The sequence below is a fragment of the Microlunatus panaciterrae genome, from assembly GCF_016907535.1.
Lineage (GTDB): Bacteria > Actinomycetota > Actinomycetes > Propionibacteriales > Propionibacteriaceae > Microlunatus > Microlunatus panaciterrae.
Map to the genome: position 1 here is coordinate 2,171,374 of NZ_JAFBCF010000001.1, position 17,054 is coordinate 2,188,427.

A 17,054-nucleotide genomic window follows, 5' to 3' on the forward strand; every position below is an offset into this window, starting at 1 on the left:
TGTCTCAGATACGAGACGCATTGGCTGGCTGAGTCATCCGCCGGGCGCCGCGGAGGGGCTGCAATGGATCTATGCGCACCCGCAGCACGACTGTCACCGTGGGGGTCGGCCCGCTGTCGTTCGAGGACGTCGTCGCCGTGGCCCGACACGACGTCCCGGTGATCATCTCGCCCGGATCGCTGGCGGAGGTGCGACGGTCCCGCCAGGTGGTCGAGCGTCTGGCCGTCGACAGTGAGCCGCACTACGGCGTGTCCACCGGTTTCGGGGCCCTCGCCACCCGGCACATCCCTGTCGAGCGCCGCCGGCAGCTGCAGCGCAGCCTGATCCGCTCGCATGCCGCCGGCTCCGGCCCGGAGGTCGAGCGGGAGGTGGTCCGGGCGCTGATGCTGCTGCGCATCTCCACTCTGGCGACCGGACGGACCGGCATCCGGGAGGAGACCCTGCAGGCCTACGTCGCCATGCTGAACGCCGGCCTCACTCCGCTGGTGTACGAGTACGGCAGCCTCGGCTGCTCGGGTGATCTCGCCCCGCTCGCCCACTGCGCGCTGGCCCTGATGGGGGAGGGGGAGGTACGCGATGCCGCGGGCACCCGGAAGCCGACCGCTGAGGCGTACGCCGCCGTGGGCCTCACCCCGGTAGCCCTGGCAGAGAAGGAAGGACTGGCACTGATCAACGGCACCGACGGGATGTTGGGGATGCTGGTGCTGGCGATCACCGACCTGCGCCGGCTGCTCAAGGTCGCCGACATCGCCGCGGCGATGAGCGTTGAAGGGCTGTTGGGGACCGACAACGTGTTCGCGGCGGACCTGCACCAGCTGCGGCCACAGCCGGGGCAGGCCTTGTCTGCGGCCAACCTGCGCACCCTGATGCGGGACAGCGCTATCCGGCTAAGCCACCAGCGGGAGGACTGCCCGCGGGTGCAGGACGCCTACTCGTTGCGATGCTCGCCGCAGGTGGCCGGCGGCGCCCGCGACACGGTGGAACACGCCGCAACGGTCGCCGGCTACGAGCTGGCCGCGGCGATCGACAACCCGGTCGTGACCCACGACGGCCGGGTGGAGTCCAACGGGAACTTCCACGGCGCACCGCTGGCGTATGTGCTCGACTTTCTCGCGATCGTCACAGCAGATCTGGCCAGCATCTCCGAACGGCGCACCGACCGCTTCCTCGACGTCGCCCGCAACCATGGCCTGAAAGCGTTCCTGGCCGAGGACCCCGGCGTCGACTCGGGTCACATGATCGCCCAGTACACCCAGGCCGCGATCGTGTCCGAGCTCAAGCGCCTCGCCGTACCCGCCTCGGTCGACTCCATCCCCAGCTCGGCACTGCAGGAGGACCATGTGTCGATGGGGTGGTCGGCTGCCCGCAAGCTGCGGCGAGCCATCGACGGGCTGACCCGGGTGCTGGCCATCGAGCTGATCACCGCCGCCCGCGGCCTCGAGCAGCGGGCCCCGCTGCAGCCCGGACCGGCCGCTGCCGCAGTGATCACCACACTCCGGCAGGGCGGCGTCGGCGGTCCTGGCGCCGACCGCTGGCTCGCCCCCGAGATCGAAACGGCCGTGCGGCTGGTCTCCAGCGGCCAGGTCGTCGAGGCGGCGGAGTCGGTCGTCGGACCTCTCAACTGAAGGAGGAGATCATGGAAGGTGCCCGTCCCGTCCGCGCGGCTCGCGGCAGCAGCCTGACCGCCAAGTCATGGACCACGGAGGCCCCGCTGCGGATGCTGATGAACAACCTGGACCCGGAGAACGCCGAGCGCCCCGACGACCTCGTCGTCTACGGCGGCACCGGCAGGGCCGCCCGGGACTGGCGTTCGTTCGATGCCATGGTGCGCACATTGACCACACTGGAGCCGGACGAGACGATGCTGGTCCAGTCGGGTCGGCCGGTCGGCGTGATGCGCACCCATGAGTGGGCACCACGGGTGATCCTGGCCAACTCCAACCTGGTCGGCGACTGGGCGACCTGGCCCGAGTTCCGCCGGCTGGAGCATCTGGGCCTGACGATGTATGGACAGATGACGGCCGGGTCGTGGATCTACATCGGCACCCAGGGGATCGTGCAGGGGACGTACGAGACGTTCGCCGCGGTGGCCGAGAAGCGGTTCAAGGCGACGCTGGCCGGCACGCTCACGCTGACCGGCGGCTGTGGCGGCATGGGCGGGGCGCAGCCGTTGGCGGTGACCATGAACGGCGGTGCCTGTCTGATCGTCGATGTGGACCTGACCCGACTCGACCGCCGGCTGCGGCTCGGCTACCTCGATGAGATCGCCGACGATCTCGACCATGCCGTGCAGAAGGCGCTGCAGGCGAAGGCAGAACGCCGCGCCTGGTCGGTCGGGGTCGTCGGCAACTGCGCCGAGGTGCTGCCTGAGCTGCTGCGGCGTGGGGTGGACGTTGACATCGTGACCGACCAGACCAGCGCCCACGACCCGCTGTCGTACCTGCCGATCGGTGTCTCGATAGCTGACTGGCACGACTACGCCGAGCGCAAGCCGGAGGAGTTCACCGATCGGGCCAGAGCCTCGATGGCCCGGCACGTGGAAGCGATGGTCGGCTTCCTCGACGCCGGGGCAGAGGTCTTCGACTACGGCAACTCGATCCGGCAGGAGGCCCGACTCGGCGGGTATGAGCGGGCGTTCGCCTTCCCCGGCTTCGTCCCCGCCTACATCCGGCCGTTGTTCTGCGAGGGCAAGGGCCCGTTCCGCTGGGTCGCTCTGTCGGGCGAGTCGAGCGACATCGCCGCCACCGACAGGGCGGTGATGGAGCTCTTCCCCGACAACGACCGGCTGCACAAGTGGATCCGTGGCGCCCGGGAGAAGGTCGCCTTCCAGGGGTTGCCGGCCCGGATCTGCTGGCTCGGCTACGGTGAGCGCGACCGGGCGGGACTACGGTTCAACGAGATGGTCGCCTCGGGAGAGCTGTCCGCGCCGATCGTCATCGGGCGCGACCATCTGGACTGCGGCTCGGTCGCCAGCCCCTACCGGGAGACCGAGGGCATGCTGGACGGATCGGACGCGATCGCCGACTGGCCCCTGCTCAACGCCATGATCAACACCGCCTCCGGCGCCTCCTGGGTGTCGATCCACCATGGCGGCGGGGTCGGGATCGGCCGGTCCATTCACGCCGGACAGGTTTCGCTGGCCGACGGCACGCCGCTGGCGGCGGAGAAGCTGGCCAGGGTGCTCACCAACGATCCGGGGATGGGCGTGATCAGGCACGTCGATGCCGGCTACCAGCGGGCGCAGCAGGTCGCGGCCGAACGTGGTGTCCGGATCCCGCTCACCGAGGGCACCGCTGACCTCTGATGTCCTCCTTCTGGGCGCCGTTGGCTCAACTGCCGGCCGGGGTGGCGACGGATGTGCGGTTGACCATCGTCGACGATCGTCTCTCCTCGGTGGAGACCGGCACCGAGCCGCGCAGAGGTGATCATCGGCTGGCCGGTCTGGTGCTGCCCGGCCTGGCCGACGCGCACAGCCACGTGTTCCACCGAGCCCTGCGCGGCCGCACCAACCGGGGTGGCGGCAGCTTCTGGAGGTGGCGGGAGGAGATGTACGCCGTCGCGGCTCGCCTCGATCCGCACTCCTACCTGGCGCTGGCTCGGGCCGCCTACGCCGAGATGACCCTGGCCGGGTACACCGCGGTGGGCGAGTTTCACTACCTGCACCACGGCCCGGATGGGCGCCGCTACGCCGATCCGAACGCCATGGGTCGGGCCCTCATCCAGGCGGCGGCAGAGGCCGGCCTGCGGCTCACCCTGCTGGACAGTTGCTACTTCGCCGGGGGCCTGACCGGGTCCGGGCATCGTCCGGCGGAGGGTGTTCAGCGCCGGTTCACCGACACCGATGTCAGCGGCTGGGCTGAACGGGTGAGTGCTCTGCAGCCGACACAGCTGCTGCGGATCGGAGCCGCCGTGCACTCGGTTCGGGCAGTGCCCAGGGAATCCCTCGAGGCCGTTGCGGCAGTGGCCCGCGAGCGACCGCTGCATCTGCATCTGAGTGAGCAACGCGCCGAGAACGAGGCTGCGCTGGAGTTCTACGGGTGCAGCCCGACCGAGCTGGTGCACCGGTCCGGCCTGCTCGGGCCCGACTGCACGGCCGTTCATGCGACGCAGCTCAGCGGGTCGGACGTCGGGCTGCTCGGGCGGTCAGGGACGAGTGTCTGCTTCTGCCCGACCACCGAACGTGATCTGGCCGACGGCATAGGACCGGCGCGCCGACTGCTCCGGTCCGGTAGTCCGTTGGTCCTCGGGTCCGACCAGCACAGCATGGTGGATCCCTTCGAGGAGCTGCGCGGGCTGGAGATGCACGAGCGGCTGGTCAGCAACGAACGCGGCCGGTTCAGCCCGGCGCAGCTGATCGAGGCGGCCACCGCGGCCGGCTACCGCAGCCTGGGATGGCCCGAGGGCGGCCGGATCGTCGCCGGTGCCCTGGCCGACTTCGTGGTCGTACGCACAGATACCGTACGGACGACCGGGTCCGCCCCGGAGGAGATCATCTTCGCTGCGACCTCCGCTGATGTTGATCAAGTGGTGGTCGGCGGCGAGACGGTGGTGCGCAATGGTGTCCACCGGCTCGGCCCGGTCGCCCCGTTGCTCCGCGACGCATTGGAGATGCTGCGGCCGGGATGACCTGAGTGCCGAATGGCAGGGTGTGGCGGCGCATTGACCGAATTCACAGCCACACCCTGCCGTACGCGCGAGAGCAGCCCTTCGACCTGGGTCAGGGCGCGGCTTGGAAGCCGGGCCGGAAGAGGTACGAGGTGAACAAGGTGGCGGCGACGACGAACAGGATCCCGAGGAAGATGTGCGGGCCGGCGACGTCGAGCTGGCCGAGGCCGATCTGCGCCAGTTCCACCGCCATCAGCAGGCCGGCGACGGTGACAGGCCACCGCGGGCCACCTGTCCGCCGGTAGAGCACGACCGAGACGAGGGTGACAACGGTCAGTGCGGCGATCAGGTAGGCGTTGACCTCGTGGATCCCCTTGAGTGACTTGTGGCCCGTCAGAAAACCCGACGCCAGGCCGGCCTGGCCGATCGCCAGCGACATCAGCACCGTCGCCTCGGTCTGGACCAGCACCAGCAGGGGAGGGCGACGGGCGACGGTTCGGTTCACCACCATGGTCCTCAGTATGGCCCGCCTGCCGTTGGCCAGGCCCCCCGGCCGCTATCGTCGCAGTCGGGTGCGGCGATAGCCTCACCGGAGGACGAAACTGCGAGTCGGACGAGGAGATTCGGTGAACGACAGAGCTGCTGACCAGGATGCAGGGATGGCGACGCCCGACGAGTTGACGGAGATCAACTACGACGAGCAGTTCTATCCCGCGCGACCGTCGAGGCTGCGGCCTCGGGCACGGCTCCGGGGTCTGTTCCCGCTCCGGCCCAAGGTGGCCCGATCCGGCAAGCCGGTCGGCAGCAACCCTGCCTACGTCGACTGGCTGACGGAGGAGTCGATGCTGGCCGACGCACGGGTGATCTCCGCGCAGTTCTCCGGCGTCGGCAGCATGTGGCAGAACCCGTTCGCCAACCCGGACCCACGCGCCGCGATCGACAAGGCGTCCGTCTGGTTCACCGCGTACCCGATCTCGCTGATCACCAAGCCAGGCAAGTCGTTCCTCGGCACCCTGGGCGATGAGGAACTGTGGCAAGCGTTCGAGGCCATCGGCATCGACGCCCTGCACACCGGGCCCGTCAAGCGGGCCGGCGGCCTCAGCGGCTGGGACGCCACCCCGAGCGTTGACGGGCACTTCGACCGGATCAGTACGCAGATCGACGACGCGTTCGGCACCGAGGACGAGTTCCGGACGTTGTGCGAGGTGGCTGGTGCGCACGGGGGCACGGTGATCGACGACATCGTCCCCGGCCACACCGGGAAGGGAGCCGACTTCCGGCTCGCCGAGATGAAGGTCGACGACTACCCGGGCATCTACCACATGGTCGAGATCCTGCCGGAGGACTGGCACCTGCTGCCGAAGGTTCCGCGGGGGCGGGACTCGGCCAACCTGGATGCGGAGGCAGAGGATCAGCTGGAGAAGGCCGGCTACATCATCGGCCAGCTGCAGCGTGTGATCTTCCACGACCCCGGGATCAAGGACACCAACTGGAGCGCCACCCATGCGGTGGTCGGCCCCGACGGCGTCGAGCGGCGCTGGGTCTATCTGCACTACTTCAAGGAGGGCCAGCCCTCCATCAACTGGCTCGATCCGACGTTCGCCGGCATGCGGCTGGTCATCGGCGACGCCCTGCATTCGCTGGGCGACCTCGGTACCGGGGCGCTGCGGCTGGACGCGAATGGCTTCCTCGGCGTGGAGAAGACCTCGGAGGGTGCGCCGGCCTGGTCGGAGGGCCACCCACTGTCCGAGGCCGCCAACCAGCTGATCGCGAGCATGGTTCGCAAGGTCGGTGGGTTCACCTTTCAGGAGCTCAACCTGACCATTGACGACATCAAGGCGACCTCCGAGCGCGGCGCGGACCTGTCGTACGACTTCGTCAACCGCCCCGCCTACCACCACGCGATGGCGACCGGCGACACCGAGTTCCTACGGCTGACGCTGAACGCGTCGCTGCAGCTCGGGGTGCCGCCGGTCTCGCTGGTGCACGCCCTGCAGAACCACGACGAGATGACCTACGAGCTGGTGCACTTCGCCACTCTGCACAAGGACGAGAGCTTCTCCTTCCGGGGCGAGGAGTTCACCGGTGACCGACTGGCGACCACCGTCCGGTCGGATCTGATCGACAGGCTGACCGGGCCGGCGGCGCCGTACAACGCGACCTTCACCACCAACGGCATCGCCTCGACCACCGCCAGCATCATCACCGCCTCTCTCGGCTACGACGACGTGTCCGAGTTGGACACGGAGCAGATCGAGAAGGTGAAGCGGGCCCACCTGCTGCTGGCGATGTTCAACGCCCTCCAGCCCGGGGTCTTCGCGCTGTCCGGCTGGGACCTGTGCGGGATGCTGACACTCGAGCGCAAGCAGGTGTCGTGGCTGCTGTCGACCGGAGACACCCGCTGGATCCACCGAGCCGCCTACGACCTGCTGGACTACCGACCCGACGCGCACGAGTCACTGTCCAAGATGCCGCGCGGGGTGAGCCTGTACGGTTCGCTGCCGAGCCAGCTCGAGGACGAGAACTCCTTCGCCTGCCGGCTGCGCGACATCCTGGAGGTCCGCAAGCGCTACGGGATCGCCACCAGCAACCAGGTGGACGTGCCCCAGGTCTCCCATCCCGGCATGCTGGTGATGGTGCACGAGCTGGCCGAGCAGCCAGGCCGGGAGGGTTTCCACCAGATCCAGGTCACCGTGCTCAACTTCTCCGCCGAGGCGATCTCGGGCAGTGTCATCTCCGAATACCTGGAGCCCGGCGGTGTGGTGATCGACATGTTCACCGACGACCCGATCGCCGAGATCGACAACCTGCACAGCTTCGCGGTCTCGCTCGAGGCGCACGAGGGATTGTCGCTGCTGGTCGTGCCGCCGCCGGAGGAGGAGCCGCAAGCCGTACGCAGGTAGCTGTTTGCTTGCACGCGGGTCCCGGGCCGGACCCGCGCCCGCCTTGGGTCGGGGTCTGTTGCGTCTGCCTGGGTCGAGGCTGGGGCTGCGCCGCGGGGGTCGAGGGGTTGAGTTGCGCCGCCGCGGGGGTCGAGGGCCACGTCCCGCCCACCTCGCTCGCTCCGCTAGCGCTCCGCTCACTCGGAACGCCCGACCACACCCTGACGTGGCCCTCGACCCCCGCTTTCTCGCGCTGACCGCGCCCTGAGGCTGTCGAAGGGCTATCTCCCGCCCCGACCCTGCCCTGAGGCTGTCGAAGGGCTGTCTCGCGCTGACCGTGCCCTGGCGCTGCCTGAGCCTGTGGGAGGGCCAGCCGCTCAGAGCTCGCTCCGGGCTCTGAGCGTGATGCTTCCCTTGGCGTCACTGGCGGTGGAGTGGGTGAGGCGTTGGAGGGTGGGAGCACTCCGCCGAGGACGTCTGCTGGAACTCGCGTTCTGTCGACATTTGGGCCGGGATTGGGCGCTTTTGGGCTACAGAAGGCGCGTTCTGTTGAGTTCTTGCTCGGGATCCGCTGCGGTCACTCAGAACTCGCGTTCTGCCGAGTTTTCGACGGACCAGCACTCGGGGCGCGGGCTGAACACACGAATCGGCACGTCGGGGATGGACCCGGCGGAGTTCCACGCTCAGGTGACACCGTCGCTCAGCGATGACGCGCTGATTCGTGTGTTGCCCTGTTCAGCAGGCGGCGGCCATCCGCGCCCTGACGCTGTCCTGCGCCTCGCGAAGGGCCGATGCCGACCAATCCGGGGATGGGTGGGCGCCGAATACCTGGCAGGAACACACCCAAGGAGGGGTACACATGTCTGGTTCATCACTTCGGCGGCGAGTCGCCGCCGGCGCCCTGCTGGCGCTGCCGCTGACCTTCATCGGCGCGACAGCACCCGCATCGGCGCACGACGGTCCTCATCCAGTCAAGATCCGGCTCGACCCGCTCAAGGGCAGTGACGCGCACGGTACGGCGACGCTGACGCCGACCTCGAGCGGCGGCCTGAAGGTGCACATCCACACCACGGGCATGACGCCGGGGATGCCGCACGCCCAGCACATCCATGGCGACACCTCGGGCACCCACTTCTTCTGCCCGAACGACTCGGCGGACAAGGACGGCAGCGGCTTCATCAGCGTGGAGGAGGGCCTGAAGATGTACGGCAACATCCACATCTCGCTGACGACGAAGGGCGACACCTCGCCGGACAGCGGCCTCGCGGTCGACCGGTTCCCGGTGGCCGACAAGAACGGTGTGCTGGACTACACCCGCACCATCAGCGCCGACCAGCTGCCCGCGGGCACGCTCGACGGGCTGCACAACCTGCACATCGTCCAGCACGGTGTGGACGCCAACGGCAATGACAAGTACGACCTGGACGGGTCGGGTGAGTCGACCTTCGCCAAGTCCCTGGGCGTGAAGGGCATCCCGGCTGAGGCCACGGACGGCTCGACCTGCGGCATGGTGATGCCCGCCGGTGGCGTCGAGACCGGCGGCGAGTCCACCTCAGGCGTGGAGGACGGCGGCCTGATCGCCCTCGGCTCGGTGGCGCTGCTCGGGGCCGGTGCGGCCCTGCTGATGCGTCGACGACTTGCACCTCAAGCCGACTGACGTCGGTCAGGCAAAGGAGTGCGTTGAGATGATCTCCCGGCGACTTGTGAGGCTCGGGACGGGCGTCGCCGGAGGGCTGCTCGGTCTGGTCGGGGTGACCCTTGTCGGGGTCGCCCTGGCCGACCAGCGGTCAGCGCCACCGGCGGCCCCGGACATCGCGTCCACCAGCCCTTCGACAGGCACCTTCGACAGGCTCAGGACAGCGTCGGGGCACGGATCGACGGGGTCGGCGGAGTCCACAACCCTTCCGGCGACAGCGACAGCGACACCGACTCCGAGCAGCCGACGGCAGGAGTCGACGGTGGTGCTGCCGGAGTCGGTGCCCCGACGGATCTCCATCCCGGCGGCGAGAGTCGACAGCTCGATCGTCGACCTGGGCCTGACAGCCGCAGGTGAGATGGAGACGCCCAAGAACCCCGACCAGGTGGGCTGGTTCACCGGGGCCCACACCCCAGGTGCGCCTGGGGTGGCGGTGCTGGCGGGCCACGTGACCTGGAACCGCGAGCCGACGGTCTTCTTCCGACTCGGCGAGCTGCAGCGAGGCGACCGGATCAGCGTGGATCGGGCCGATGGCAGCAGGGTGACGTTCGCCGTCCAACGACGGTCGACGTTCGGCAAGGACGTGTTCCCGACCAGAGAGGTCTACCGACCCTCCGCCAAGCCGGAGTTGGTGCTGATCACCTGTGGTGGTCGCTACGACACGCGGCAGCACCGCTACGAGGCGAACGTGATCGTCTGGGCCAGCCTGGTCGGAGTGACCCGATGAGACTGGGGCCGATGAGATTTGTGAGAAGGTCAGCACCATGAACCTCCGAGCAGTGCCGACAGGAGAGGAGCAGTCCTCCTCGTCGGAGGCAGAGCCCATCCATCGCAATGCCGAGGCCGCGAAGTTGGCCGACCTGATCGGTCGAGCCGCCCGTGGTCAGGAAGCGGCGTTCGCCGAGCTCTACGACCTGACCAGCGACCGGGTGTACGGGGTCATCCTGCGGGTCCTGCGATCACCCGACCATGCGGCCGAGGTGACCCAGGAGGTGTATGTCGAGGTCTGGCGGCAGTCAGCCCGCTACAGCCCGGAGAAGGGCAGCGTGCTCGCCTGGATGACCACCATGGCCCATCGTCGGGCCGTCGACCGGGTACGTGCCGTCACCAGCGAGACGGCCCGCGACGACCGGTATGGCCGACGTTCGGTGGATCCGGAGGTCGACCAGGTCTGGGACGGCGTGGAGCAGAATCTCGACGTGGAGCGGGTTCGACGGGGCATGTCCTCGCTGACGGCCATCCAACGTGAGGCGCTGACCCTGGCCTACTTCGGTGGCTATACCCAGAGCCAGGTGGCCCGGCTGCTCGATCTGCCACTGGGCACAGTGAAAACTAGAATCAGAGACGGACTCATCGGATTACGAGATGCATTGGGGGTGGAGGCATGAGCGACATTCACAGCGCTGTCGGCTCCTACGTTGCCCACGCCCTGGACGACGAGGAACGGACCGAGTTCGAGCAGCACCTGGCTGTCTGCGAGACCTGCACACGGGAGGTGTCGGAGTTCACCGAGACTCTGGCTGAGCTGACCAACCTGACCAGGAAGGCGCCACCCCCTGAGCTGAGAGCCTCCGTCCTTGGGGCCATCGCGCAGGTCCGTCCGCTGCCTCCGGAAGAGCCGGTGGCGCGGCCCGACCTCCCCGCCCCGCACGAGGCGACCACCGTCGTCCAGCCGGCTCCGCCGCCGGTGGACGAGCTGGCCGCGGCCCGCCAACGCCGCTCAAACCGGCTGCTGCGGATGGTTGTGGCGGCGGCCATGGTCATGGTCGTCGCGTTGGGTGGCTGGGTGTACGCGTTGAACCAGCAGCACCAACAGCAGCAGGCCCAGGTCGTCGCCGAGTCGGAACTGATGTCGGCACCGGATCTGAAGGTCTACGCGGTCACCATGCCCGATGGGTCACGCGGCTCGTACGTGGTGTCGCAGCAGCAGGGTCGTGGCCTGTTCACGGCCGCCGCCGTGCCCACGGCGGGGGCCGGCAAGACTTATCAACTGTGGACCATCCACGACGGCAAGCCGGTCGGCAGCGGTCTGTTCAGTGGCGGGCGAGGAGTGCGGGCGTGGCTCGATCATGTACGCGACGCCGAGGCCGTGGCGATCACGGTGGAACCGGAGAAGGGGTCGTCCCAGCCCACCAGCGAGATCCTCGCCGCAGCGAAGCTCTGACCGCTCAGCCGACGGATCCAATCTACCCCCGCCGCTCGCCGACCCGGCGATGGTGGCCGATGCCGCGGTTCTGGTCGATCAGAGCACCGACCACCAGGCCCAGCATGAAGAGGCCGAACCACCACACCTGAGCGGTCAGGGCGAAGATGACGATGCCGATTCCGGCGCCGAGGACGAGACCGAGGACGGCGAAACAGAAGGGTCTGCCCACGTCCTCACCTCTCTTCGGCATCCACTCGATCATGTCTCGCCGGCGGCGAAAAGCCTAACGATCCTGGGCATTCTGCGCATCATCTCAGGATCGCGGCGGGCTGGCGGAGGAGGCGGACCCTCCGAGCCGGTCATACAGGGCGCCGAACTGACGCAGGCTGCTGGCCACGATCCCGCCCAGCTCCCACCGCGCCGCCTCCTCCTGAGCCCGGTAGATGCCCTCGTACGAGATGGCCTGGAACACCCGGTTGACCAGCGGGGCGAGCTCCAGGGCACGGTCGATGTCGGCCGCTGGGCGGGCCCGCCGCCAGATCGCGGCGAACCTGGCCAGGACGGCCTCGGTCAGCACCGGGTCCAGATCGCGAACCAGGTGCGCGGCATCGAGGAACGGATGGCTGAAGCAGGCGTCGGTCCAGTCGTAGAGCACCACCTTGCCGTTGTCGAAGGCGACATTGCCCAGGTGCAGGTCGCCGTGGGCGATGGTGGTCGGCAGGCCGCAGTCGTACAGCTCCGACACCTGACCGGCCAACCACGGTTCGGCGGCCGCGGCCGCCGCCAGCTCCTCCGGTGTCAGCTGGTCGGCCTCGATGCTGTGGTGGACGATCCGGTGCAGACCCTCGATCGTGGGCAGCCGTGACCGGTCGGGACACCCGGCTGCCTCCAGCTCGGCCCGGTGGTCAAGCGAAGCCAGCTGGAGCTGGGCCAACGCCTCGACGGCAGGCTCGGCGCCCCCGAGCGCGTTCACCGTGTCCACCCCGGGCAGCGGGTCCATCAGCATCCAGGGCCGATCCGGGTGGACCTCCAACACCGGCGGCAGGTGTTCGGCGGCGAACCTGGCGAGCGCGCCGGTGATTCTCGGCTCTGCCCGGAACCAGTCGCAGGTGGCCTTGAAGTACACCGCTGCCTCGATGCCCTCCGCTCCGCCTTCGGTCGGCGTCCGGATCACAGCCGACAGGCTCCAGATCTTGATCACCTGGCTGGGGCCGCTACGCCGCCGGCCGAGCCGCTGGAGTTGCAGGTCGATCCAGCAGTCCGCCTCGTTCAGCCAGTCGTGCCGGAACCAGTCCGGTCGGTCAGGCGGAGGGTCGATCGAGCCGCTGGACTCGGCCATCGTCTGACGCAGGGTCTCGAGCAGCTCCGCCGGCTCGGCCAGCGAGGGGTCATCGGGACGGAGCCAGGCCGCACCGGTGCCAGGGTCGTCTCTGCCGCCGGCCAGGACGTACAGCGACCTCATCGGTTCGGTCGGGATCTGATGGACCGGCGAGATCACCACCGCAGCCGGATCGCCGCAGCAGCGCTGCAGTGCGGCCACTCCGGGCCAGCGCTCAGAGCCGCCGAGGCGCGGCAACAGGTGGCGGTCACCGTCGATCGCGGTCAGCACCCGTCCGGCCCGAGTCAGGGCGACGACGAACTCCCGCTGGGGGACGGTCGCGCTGCTCATCAGACCGGCCAGGACAGCTGTCGATGGGCGGCGTCCCAGAACATCCACTCGTAGCGGGTGGTGGCGGCGAAGTGCTGGTGGCAGCGTTGCCGCTCGGCTGGGCCGACCTGGTCCCCGAGGGCGTCGGTGACGGTGAGGACGGCCTCGACGACGGCGTCGAACTCGGCCGACCCGTACGTCTCGATCCAGGTCCGGTAGAGCGGGTCGGGGGAGGAGCGGCGGAGCAGCTCCCGACCGACATCGCGATAGATCCAGTAGCACGGCAGCACCGTGGCGACCGCCTCGGCGTACGACCCGGTGGCGCAGACGGCGGTCAGGTAGGACATGTAGGCCGTCGTCGTCGGGCCAGGTCCCGCGTCGTCGACGGCGTCGGCACCTAGCCCGAGCTGGGCGAGCAGCCCGCCGTGCAGTTCGCGCTCGACCTCGATGGCCTCCGAGGCGTGCTGGGCGAACATCCGGACGGTGTCCTCGGCCGGCGACCGGGCCGCGACCAGGGCGAGCGCCCGCGAGTACGCCCGCAGGTAGTGGCTGTCCTGGATGAGGAAGTAGCTGAAGGCCGCCCGGCTGAGCGTCCCGTCGGCCAGCCCGGCCAGGAACGGATGCCGCAGGATCTGCACATACACCGGTGCGCCGGACTGCCACAGTTCGGCCGAGAAGCTGCTGGACGACATGTCACCTGTCTATCAGGGTCGCTGTGCGGTCCGCGGCGGTTCCCGATCCGGGAGATGGCAGCCGACGGCGCGTTCCGGATGGGCGGAGGACTAGGTGAGCGGAAGGCGGAGCCGACTGTCCTGCACCAGGTCGATCAGTCGGCTGCGGTCGATCGGCAGCCGCCTGCCCTGCGGGGCGTCGACGGCGATCACCGTGATCACCTGGCGTCCATCCGGTGAGTACTGCACCTCCACCCCGCTGCCGGGACCGACCGACGGTGTCACGCTGTAGAGGTCTCCGCTCATCGCCCGGGTGCTGACACAGGTCTGCCTGGTGCGCTGCCCGCACAGCCAGGCGTGCCGCTCGTCGGTGGCGATCTGCACCAGCACGCTGGTCGCGCCGCCTTCCATCCTGATCACGTCCAGCCCGAGTGCGCCGCCCCGGCCGTTCCACAGACCGGGCGCGGAGTACGGGACCTGCGGCCGATAGCTGAACCCCGTGAAGTACGCGCCGTCCGGATCCAGGTAGGACCGCACGATCGCCATGGTCCGGCCTCGCCACCGCTCGGTCAGCTCGATCTGACACCGTGCCTGCGACGGCTCGCAGGGCAGCGCCGAGGACGACCGGGTCGTGGTCGAAGTCGTCGATTCATGGCTCACGTCGGTGCCGAGCCGGCCGAGCTGCACCGCGACCAGAACGAACAGGATCACCACCGCCAGCAGGCCCAGCGCCCGTCGCTCAGACCGCCGCCGACGCAGCAGCCGACCGTGCGCCACGTCGTCGGCCACCTCTGAGTCGGGTGGCGCCGGCACTGCCGAGGTCAGCGCGTCGGTCAGCCGGTCTTCATCTGCCCAGCGGTGATCGAGCAGGGTCAGTGTCCAGCGCGCCTGTGCGACCCAGCCTCGCACCCGGTCCGGATCGGCGTCCAGGATCGCCGAGATCTCGTCGTGACGCAGCCGAAGGTACCGGTCGAGGACGAGCGCCTGCCGGGGGAGCGGTTCAAGCCGGGCCAGGTCAGCCAGGATGGGCGCGGCCAGTGCCGGCCCGGTACCGGGGCCGTCGACCAGCTCGAACCTGGGCCGGCGCACCCAGGGGCACTCGATCCGGGCGGGATCCTGCCGCAGCAGGTCACCCAGCAGCGCGTGCCAGCCGCTCTCGGTCTGGCGGCGACGGAGAAAGGCCCGAGCGAGGCTGGCCTGGACGACCTGCTCGGCCACGAGCGCGTCGCCGAAGACGAGCACGGCACAGCCGAAGAGCTCCTGGCGGCGGCCGCGGACGAAGTCGGAGAACGCGCTGACCTCGGCCGCCACTGGTGCCATCCCTCACCACCTCCCATCACCGGTGGTCAGCACCAGTCTGGCACCCGCCGCGGCCCGGCCACACCCCCGTGTATCGCCCGGTCGCCCGTAGCCGGTCGTCCGTGGTGCCCCTGGCAGATGGTGCTGGCTGTACTTCTTGTCGTGGGGATGGACAATCGTCGGGTGAGGAGATTTCGGCGGTATGTGGCGATCGGCGACTCCACCACCGAGGGCATGGAGGATCCGGACGGCGCCGGGGGCTATCGGGGGTGGGCGGACCGGCTGGCCGAACACGTCGCCCGCGCCCAGGACGAGCCGGTGGAGTACGCCAACCTGGCGGTGAGGGGCTTGCGGGTGGGGGCGATCCGTGCCACCCAGCTCGACCAGGCCCTGTCGCTCGATCCGGATCTGATGACCATCGTCGGCGGGGTCAACGATGTGATCGGGCCCCGGCCGGACTTCGAGCGGGTTCGGGCCGAGCTGACGTCGATGTTCGGTGCAGCGCGGGCTCGCGACGTGACGGTGCTGACCTTCACGATGCCCGACCCTTCGAGCGTCAACCCCCTCGGGCGGCATCTGCGGCAGCGCATGTTCCGGTTGAACACGGTCATCCGCGCCGAGGCGGAGCGTCATGGGGTGCTGGTGATGGACTTCGACCGCTATGCCATTGGGCAGGATCGCCGGCTCTGGTTCGACGATCGGCTGCACGTCAACTCGCTGGGGCACGAGCGGATCGGCGCCGCCCTCGCCTGGCGGCTCGGCCTGGACGGGACGGACGAGTCGTGGGCCGAACCACTGCCGGCCCAGACCGGCCTCGGGTTGGCGGTCCGTCGAGCCGCCAGCGACATCGCCTGGGTCGTCTCCTATCTGGCGCCCTGGCTGGGTCGGAGCATCCGGGGCATCCCGCACAGCGCCGGGGTGGTGGCCAAGCGGCCGGTGCCCACCATCGTGTCGCGACCAGACAGCTGACTGGGCTCAATTCGGCTACGCGAAGAGCCCTGGCCGGACGGCTGCCTGGGTCCAGGCCTGCAGCAGGGCGACCAGCCCCGTCCGGGAGGAGGTGGTGACGGGCTACCGGCGGCCACCCGTGCTGGCCGGTACCGCCGGAGCCGGGGTCGGCTTGGGGGGCTGGGAGCGGCCATGCATCTTGAACAGGAACAGCCCCATGACCGGCAGGAAGTAGGCCCACCAGGCGATGAGCTCGAGCGTGGTGGTGACGGGCGAGAAGTTGAAGACCCCCTTCAGCAACGTGCCATACCAGGAGGTGGGCGGGACGTAGCGGGAGACGTCGAAGGCGACGGTGTTCAGCCCGGGCAGGAACCGGGCCTCCTGCAGGTCATGCACGCCGTAGGCGAGCACCCCCGCCGCGACGACGATGAGGAAGGCTCCGGTCCAGGTGAAGAACCGGCTCAGGTTGATCTTCAGTGCACCGCGGTAGATCAGGTAGCCCAGCACTGTCGCCGTCAACAGCCCGGCGAGCGCGCCGATCAGCGGGGTGAGGGTGGCGCCGGTCTCGCGGGCGGTCGCCATGGTGGCAGCCCACAGGAACAGGGCGGTCTCCAGCCCTTCGCGGCCGACCGCGAACAGAGCGACCAGCACCAGCGACCAGCGTCCCGCGTCGGCCGCCTTGTCGAGGCGGCTGCGCAGTTCACCGGAGATCGTCCGAGCGGCGCGCGCCATCCAGAAGATCATCCAGGTGACGAAACCGACCGCGACGATGGACAAGAGGCCGCCGATCAGCTCCTGTGCCGTGAACGAGAGCCCCTGGGGACCGAACGTCAGTGCCGCGCCGAAGGCGAGGGAGATCCCGATCGCGATGCCCACCCCGGCCCAGATCCTCGGCAGCAGGTGCCTGCGGTTTGATTTCACCAGATAGGCAACGAGGATGCTGACGACGAGAGCGGCTTCCAAACCCTCTCGCAGGCCGATCAGATAGTTGGCGAGCACGATGCACCTTCTTGTCGGGGACCTTCTCGTTGCGTCCCCGCCTGTTCAGCGCCCTGAGCCTGTCGAAGGACCGGAAAGGTGAGGCTCTCCTAAGTTAGCCCGCCCTTTCCTGGGGTGCAAGGCGTTCAACCGGAAATGACCGCAACTATCACCGGATCGT

At 69.1% G+C, this 17,054-nt stretch carries 15 protein-coding genes; 9 read left to right on the plus strand and 6 right to left on the minus strand.

From position 1 onward, the window contains the following. The first annotated feature begins 71 nt into the window (after window positions 1-71). The 3 genes from hutH to JOE57_RS09810 are packed head-to-tail and all read left to right on the plus strand — an operon-like array spanning window position 72 to window position 4,626. The gene (gene hutH, locus JOE57_RS09800) at window positions 72-1,625 is read left to right on the plus strand and encodes a histidine ammonia-lyase (RefSeq protein ID WP_204917535.1); all 1,554 of its coding nucleotides are present in this window, start codon (window positions 72-74) and stop codon (window positions 1,623-1,625) included. Between the two features lie 11 nt (window positions 1,626-1,636). Then, window positions 1,637-3,304 (plus strand): urocanate hydratase, encoded by a 1,668-nt coding sequence (locus JOE57_RS09805; protein ID WP_204917537.1) that lies wholly within the window; start codon window positions 1,637-1,639, stop codon window positions 3,302-3,304. Beyond that, window positions 3,304-4,626 carry a formimidoylglutamate deiminase gene (locus JOE57_RS09810; protein WP_204917538.1) on the plus strand — a complete coding sequence of 441 codons (1,323 nt, stop codon included), beginning with the start codon at window positions 3,304-3,306 and terminating at the stop codon, window positions 4,624-4,626. Before JOE57_RS09805 ends, JOE57_RS09810 begins: the two co-directional genes overlap by 1 nt. A gap of 91 nt (window positions 4,627-4,717) precedes the next feature. Here the strand turns inward: JOE57_RS09810 and JOE57_RS09815 are convergent, their stop codons facing one another. Further along, window positions 4,718-5,116, minus strand: a complete 399-nt coding sequence (locus tag JOE57_RS09815) for a hypothetical protein (protein WP_204917540.1) — start codon at window positions 5,114-5,116, stop codon at window positions 4,718-4,720. Window positions 5,117-5,264: 148 nt separating this feature from the next. Here JOE57_RS09815 and treS point away from each other — a divergent pair, with 148 nt between their 5' ends. The 5 genes from treS to JOE57_RS09840 all read left to right on the plus strand — a co-directional run bounded on the left by treS (window position 5,265) and on the right by JOE57_RS09840 (window position 11,347). Beyond that, the gene (gene treS / locus JOE57_RS09820) at window positions 5,265-7,508 is read left to right on the plus strand and encodes a maltose alpha-D-glucosyltransferase (RefSeq protein WP_204917542.1); all 2,244 of its coding nucleotides are present in this window, start codon (window positions 5,265-5,267) and stop codon (window positions 7,506-7,508) included. Between the two features lie 838 nt (window positions 7,509-8,346). Continuing rightward, entirely contained in the window at window positions 8,347-9,144 is a 798-nt protein-coding gene (locus JOE57_RS09825; RefSeq protein ID WP_204917543.1) for a superoxide dismutase family protein, read from the plus strand. 28 nt (window positions 9,145-9,172) lie between these two features. Further along, complete coding sequence (locus JOE57_RS09830) at window positions 9,173-9,910, plus strand: class F sortase (protein WP_204917545.1); 738 nt, start codon at window positions 9,173-9,175, stop codon at window positions 9,908-9,910. Between the two features lie 37 nt (window positions 9,911-9,947). Continuing rightward, entirely contained in the window at window positions 9,948-10,571 is a 624-nt protein-coding gene (sigK, locus tag JOE57_RS09835; protein WP_204917547.1) for an ECF RNA polymerase sigma factor SigK, read from the plus strand. Next, complete coding sequence (locus JOE57_RS09840) at window positions 10,568-11,347, plus strand: anti-sigma factor (protein ID WP_204917548.1); 780 nt, start codon at window positions 10,568-10,570, stop codon at window positions 11,345-11,347. Before sigK ends, JOE57_RS09840 begins: the two co-directional genes overlap by 4 nt. Window positions 11,348-11,369: 22 nt before the next feature. Here the strand turns inward: JOE57_RS09840 and JOE57_RS09845 are convergent, their stop codons facing one another. The 4 genes from JOE57_RS09845 to JOE57_RS09860 all read right to left on the minus strand — a co-directional run bounded on the left by JOE57_RS09845 (window position 11,370) and on the right by JOE57_RS09860 (window position 14,968). Then, window positions 11,370-11,579, minus strand: a complete 210-nt coding sequence (locus tag JOE57_RS09845) for a hypothetical protein (RefSeq protein ID WP_204917550.1) — start codon at window positions 11,577-11,579, stop codon at window positions 11,370-11,372. A gap of 63 nt (window positions 11,580-11,642) precedes the next feature. Then, window positions 11,643-12,998, minus strand: coding sequence for an aminoglycoside phosphotransferase family protein (locus JOE57_RS09850; RefSeq protein WP_204917552.1), 1,356 nt, complete (start codon window positions 12,996-12,998; stop codon window positions 11,643-11,645). Then, window positions 12,998-13,669 carry a thiaminase II gene (tenA, locus tag JOE57_RS09855; RefSeq protein ID WP_204917553.1) on the minus strand — a complete coding sequence of 224 codons (672 nt, stop codon included), beginning with the start codon at window positions 13,667-13,669 and terminating at the stop codon, window positions 12,998-13,000. Before tenA ends, JOE57_RS09850 begins: the two co-directional genes overlap by 1 nt. A 90-nt stretch (window positions 13,670-13,759) precedes the next feature. Further along, window positions 13,760-14,968, minus strand: a complete 1,209-nt coding sequence (locus JOE57_RS09860) for a hypothetical protein (protein ID WP_204917555.1) — start codon at window positions 14,966-14,968, stop codon at window positions 13,760-13,762. A 162-nt stretch (window positions 14,969-15,130) separates the two neighbouring features. On the opposite strand from JOE57_RS09860, the gene JOE57_RS09865 reads away from it, so the two are divergent. Further along, a complete protein-coding gene (locus tag JOE57_RS09865; RefSeq protein WP_338041246.1) occupies window positions 15,131-15,916 on the plus strand; it encodes an SGNH/GDSL hydrolase family protein in 786 nt (261 codons plus the stop codon). A 102-nt stretch (window positions 15,917-16,018) separates the two neighbouring features. Here JOE57_RS09865 and efeU read toward each other — a convergent pair whose 3' ends face one another. Next, window positions 16,019-16,894 carry an iron uptake transporter permease EfeU gene (gene efeU / locus JOE57_RS09870; RefSeq protein WP_204917559.1) on the minus strand — a complete coding sequence of 292 codons (876 nt, stop codon included), beginning with the start codon at window positions 16,892-16,894 and terminating at the stop codon, window positions 16,019-16,021. Between the last annotated feature and the right edge of the window lie 160 nt (window positions 16,895-17,054).

Bases quoted from the DNA above. Each gene is read 5' to 3' on its own strand.
- hutH (WP_204917535.1), top strand. From the start codon at position 72: ATGCGCACCCGCAGCACGACTGTCACCGTGGGGGTCGGCCCGCTGTCG.
- JOE57_RS09805 (WP_204917537.1), top strand. From the start codon at position 1,637: ATGGAAGGTGCCCGTCCCGTCCGCGCGGCTCGCGGCAGCAGCCTGACC.
- JOE57_RS09810 (WP_204917538.1), top strand. From the start codon at position 3,304: ATGTCCTCCTTCTGGGCGCCGTTGGCTCAACTGCCGGCCGGGGTGGCG.
- JOE57_RS09815 (WP_204917540.1), bottom strand. From the start codon at position 5,116: ATGGTGGTGAACCGAACCGTCGCCCGTCGCCCTCCCCTGCTGGTGCTG.
- treS (WP_204917542.1), top strand. From the start codon at position 5,265: ATGGCGACGCCCGACGAGTTGACGGAGATCAACTACGACGAGCAGTTC.
- JOE57_RS09825 (WP_204917543.1), top strand. From the start codon at position 8,347: ATGTCTGGTTCATCACTTCGGCGGCGAGTCGCCGCCGGCGCCCTGCTG.
- JOE57_RS09830 (WP_204917545.1), top strand. From the start codon at position 9,173: ATGATCTCCCGGCGACTTGTGAGGCTCGGGACGGGCGTCGCCGGAGGG.
- sigK (WP_204917547.1), top strand. From the start codon at position 9,948: ATGAACCTCCGAGCAGTGCCGACAGGAGAGGAGCAGTCCTCCTCGTCG.
- JOE57_RS09840 (WP_204917548.1), top strand. From the start codon at position 10,568: ATGAGCGACATTCACAGCGCTGTCGGCTCCTACGTTGCCCACGCCCTG.
- JOE57_RS09845 (WP_204917550.1), bottom strand. From the start codon at position 11,579: ATGCCGAAGAGAGGTGAGGACGTGGGCAGACCCTTCTGTTTCGCCGTC.
- JOE57_RS09850 (WP_204917552.1), bottom strand. From the start codon at position 12,998: ATGAGCAGCGCGACCGTCCCCCAGCGGGAGTTCGTCGTCGCCCTGACT.
- tenA (WP_204917553.1), bottom strand. From the start codon at position 13,669: ATGTCGTCCAGCAGCTTCTCGGCCGAACTGTGGCAGTCCGGCGCACCG.
- JOE57_RS09860 (WP_204917555.1), bottom strand. From the start codon at position 14,968: ATGGCACCAGTGGCGGCCGAGGTCAGCGCGTTCTCCGACTTCGTCCGC.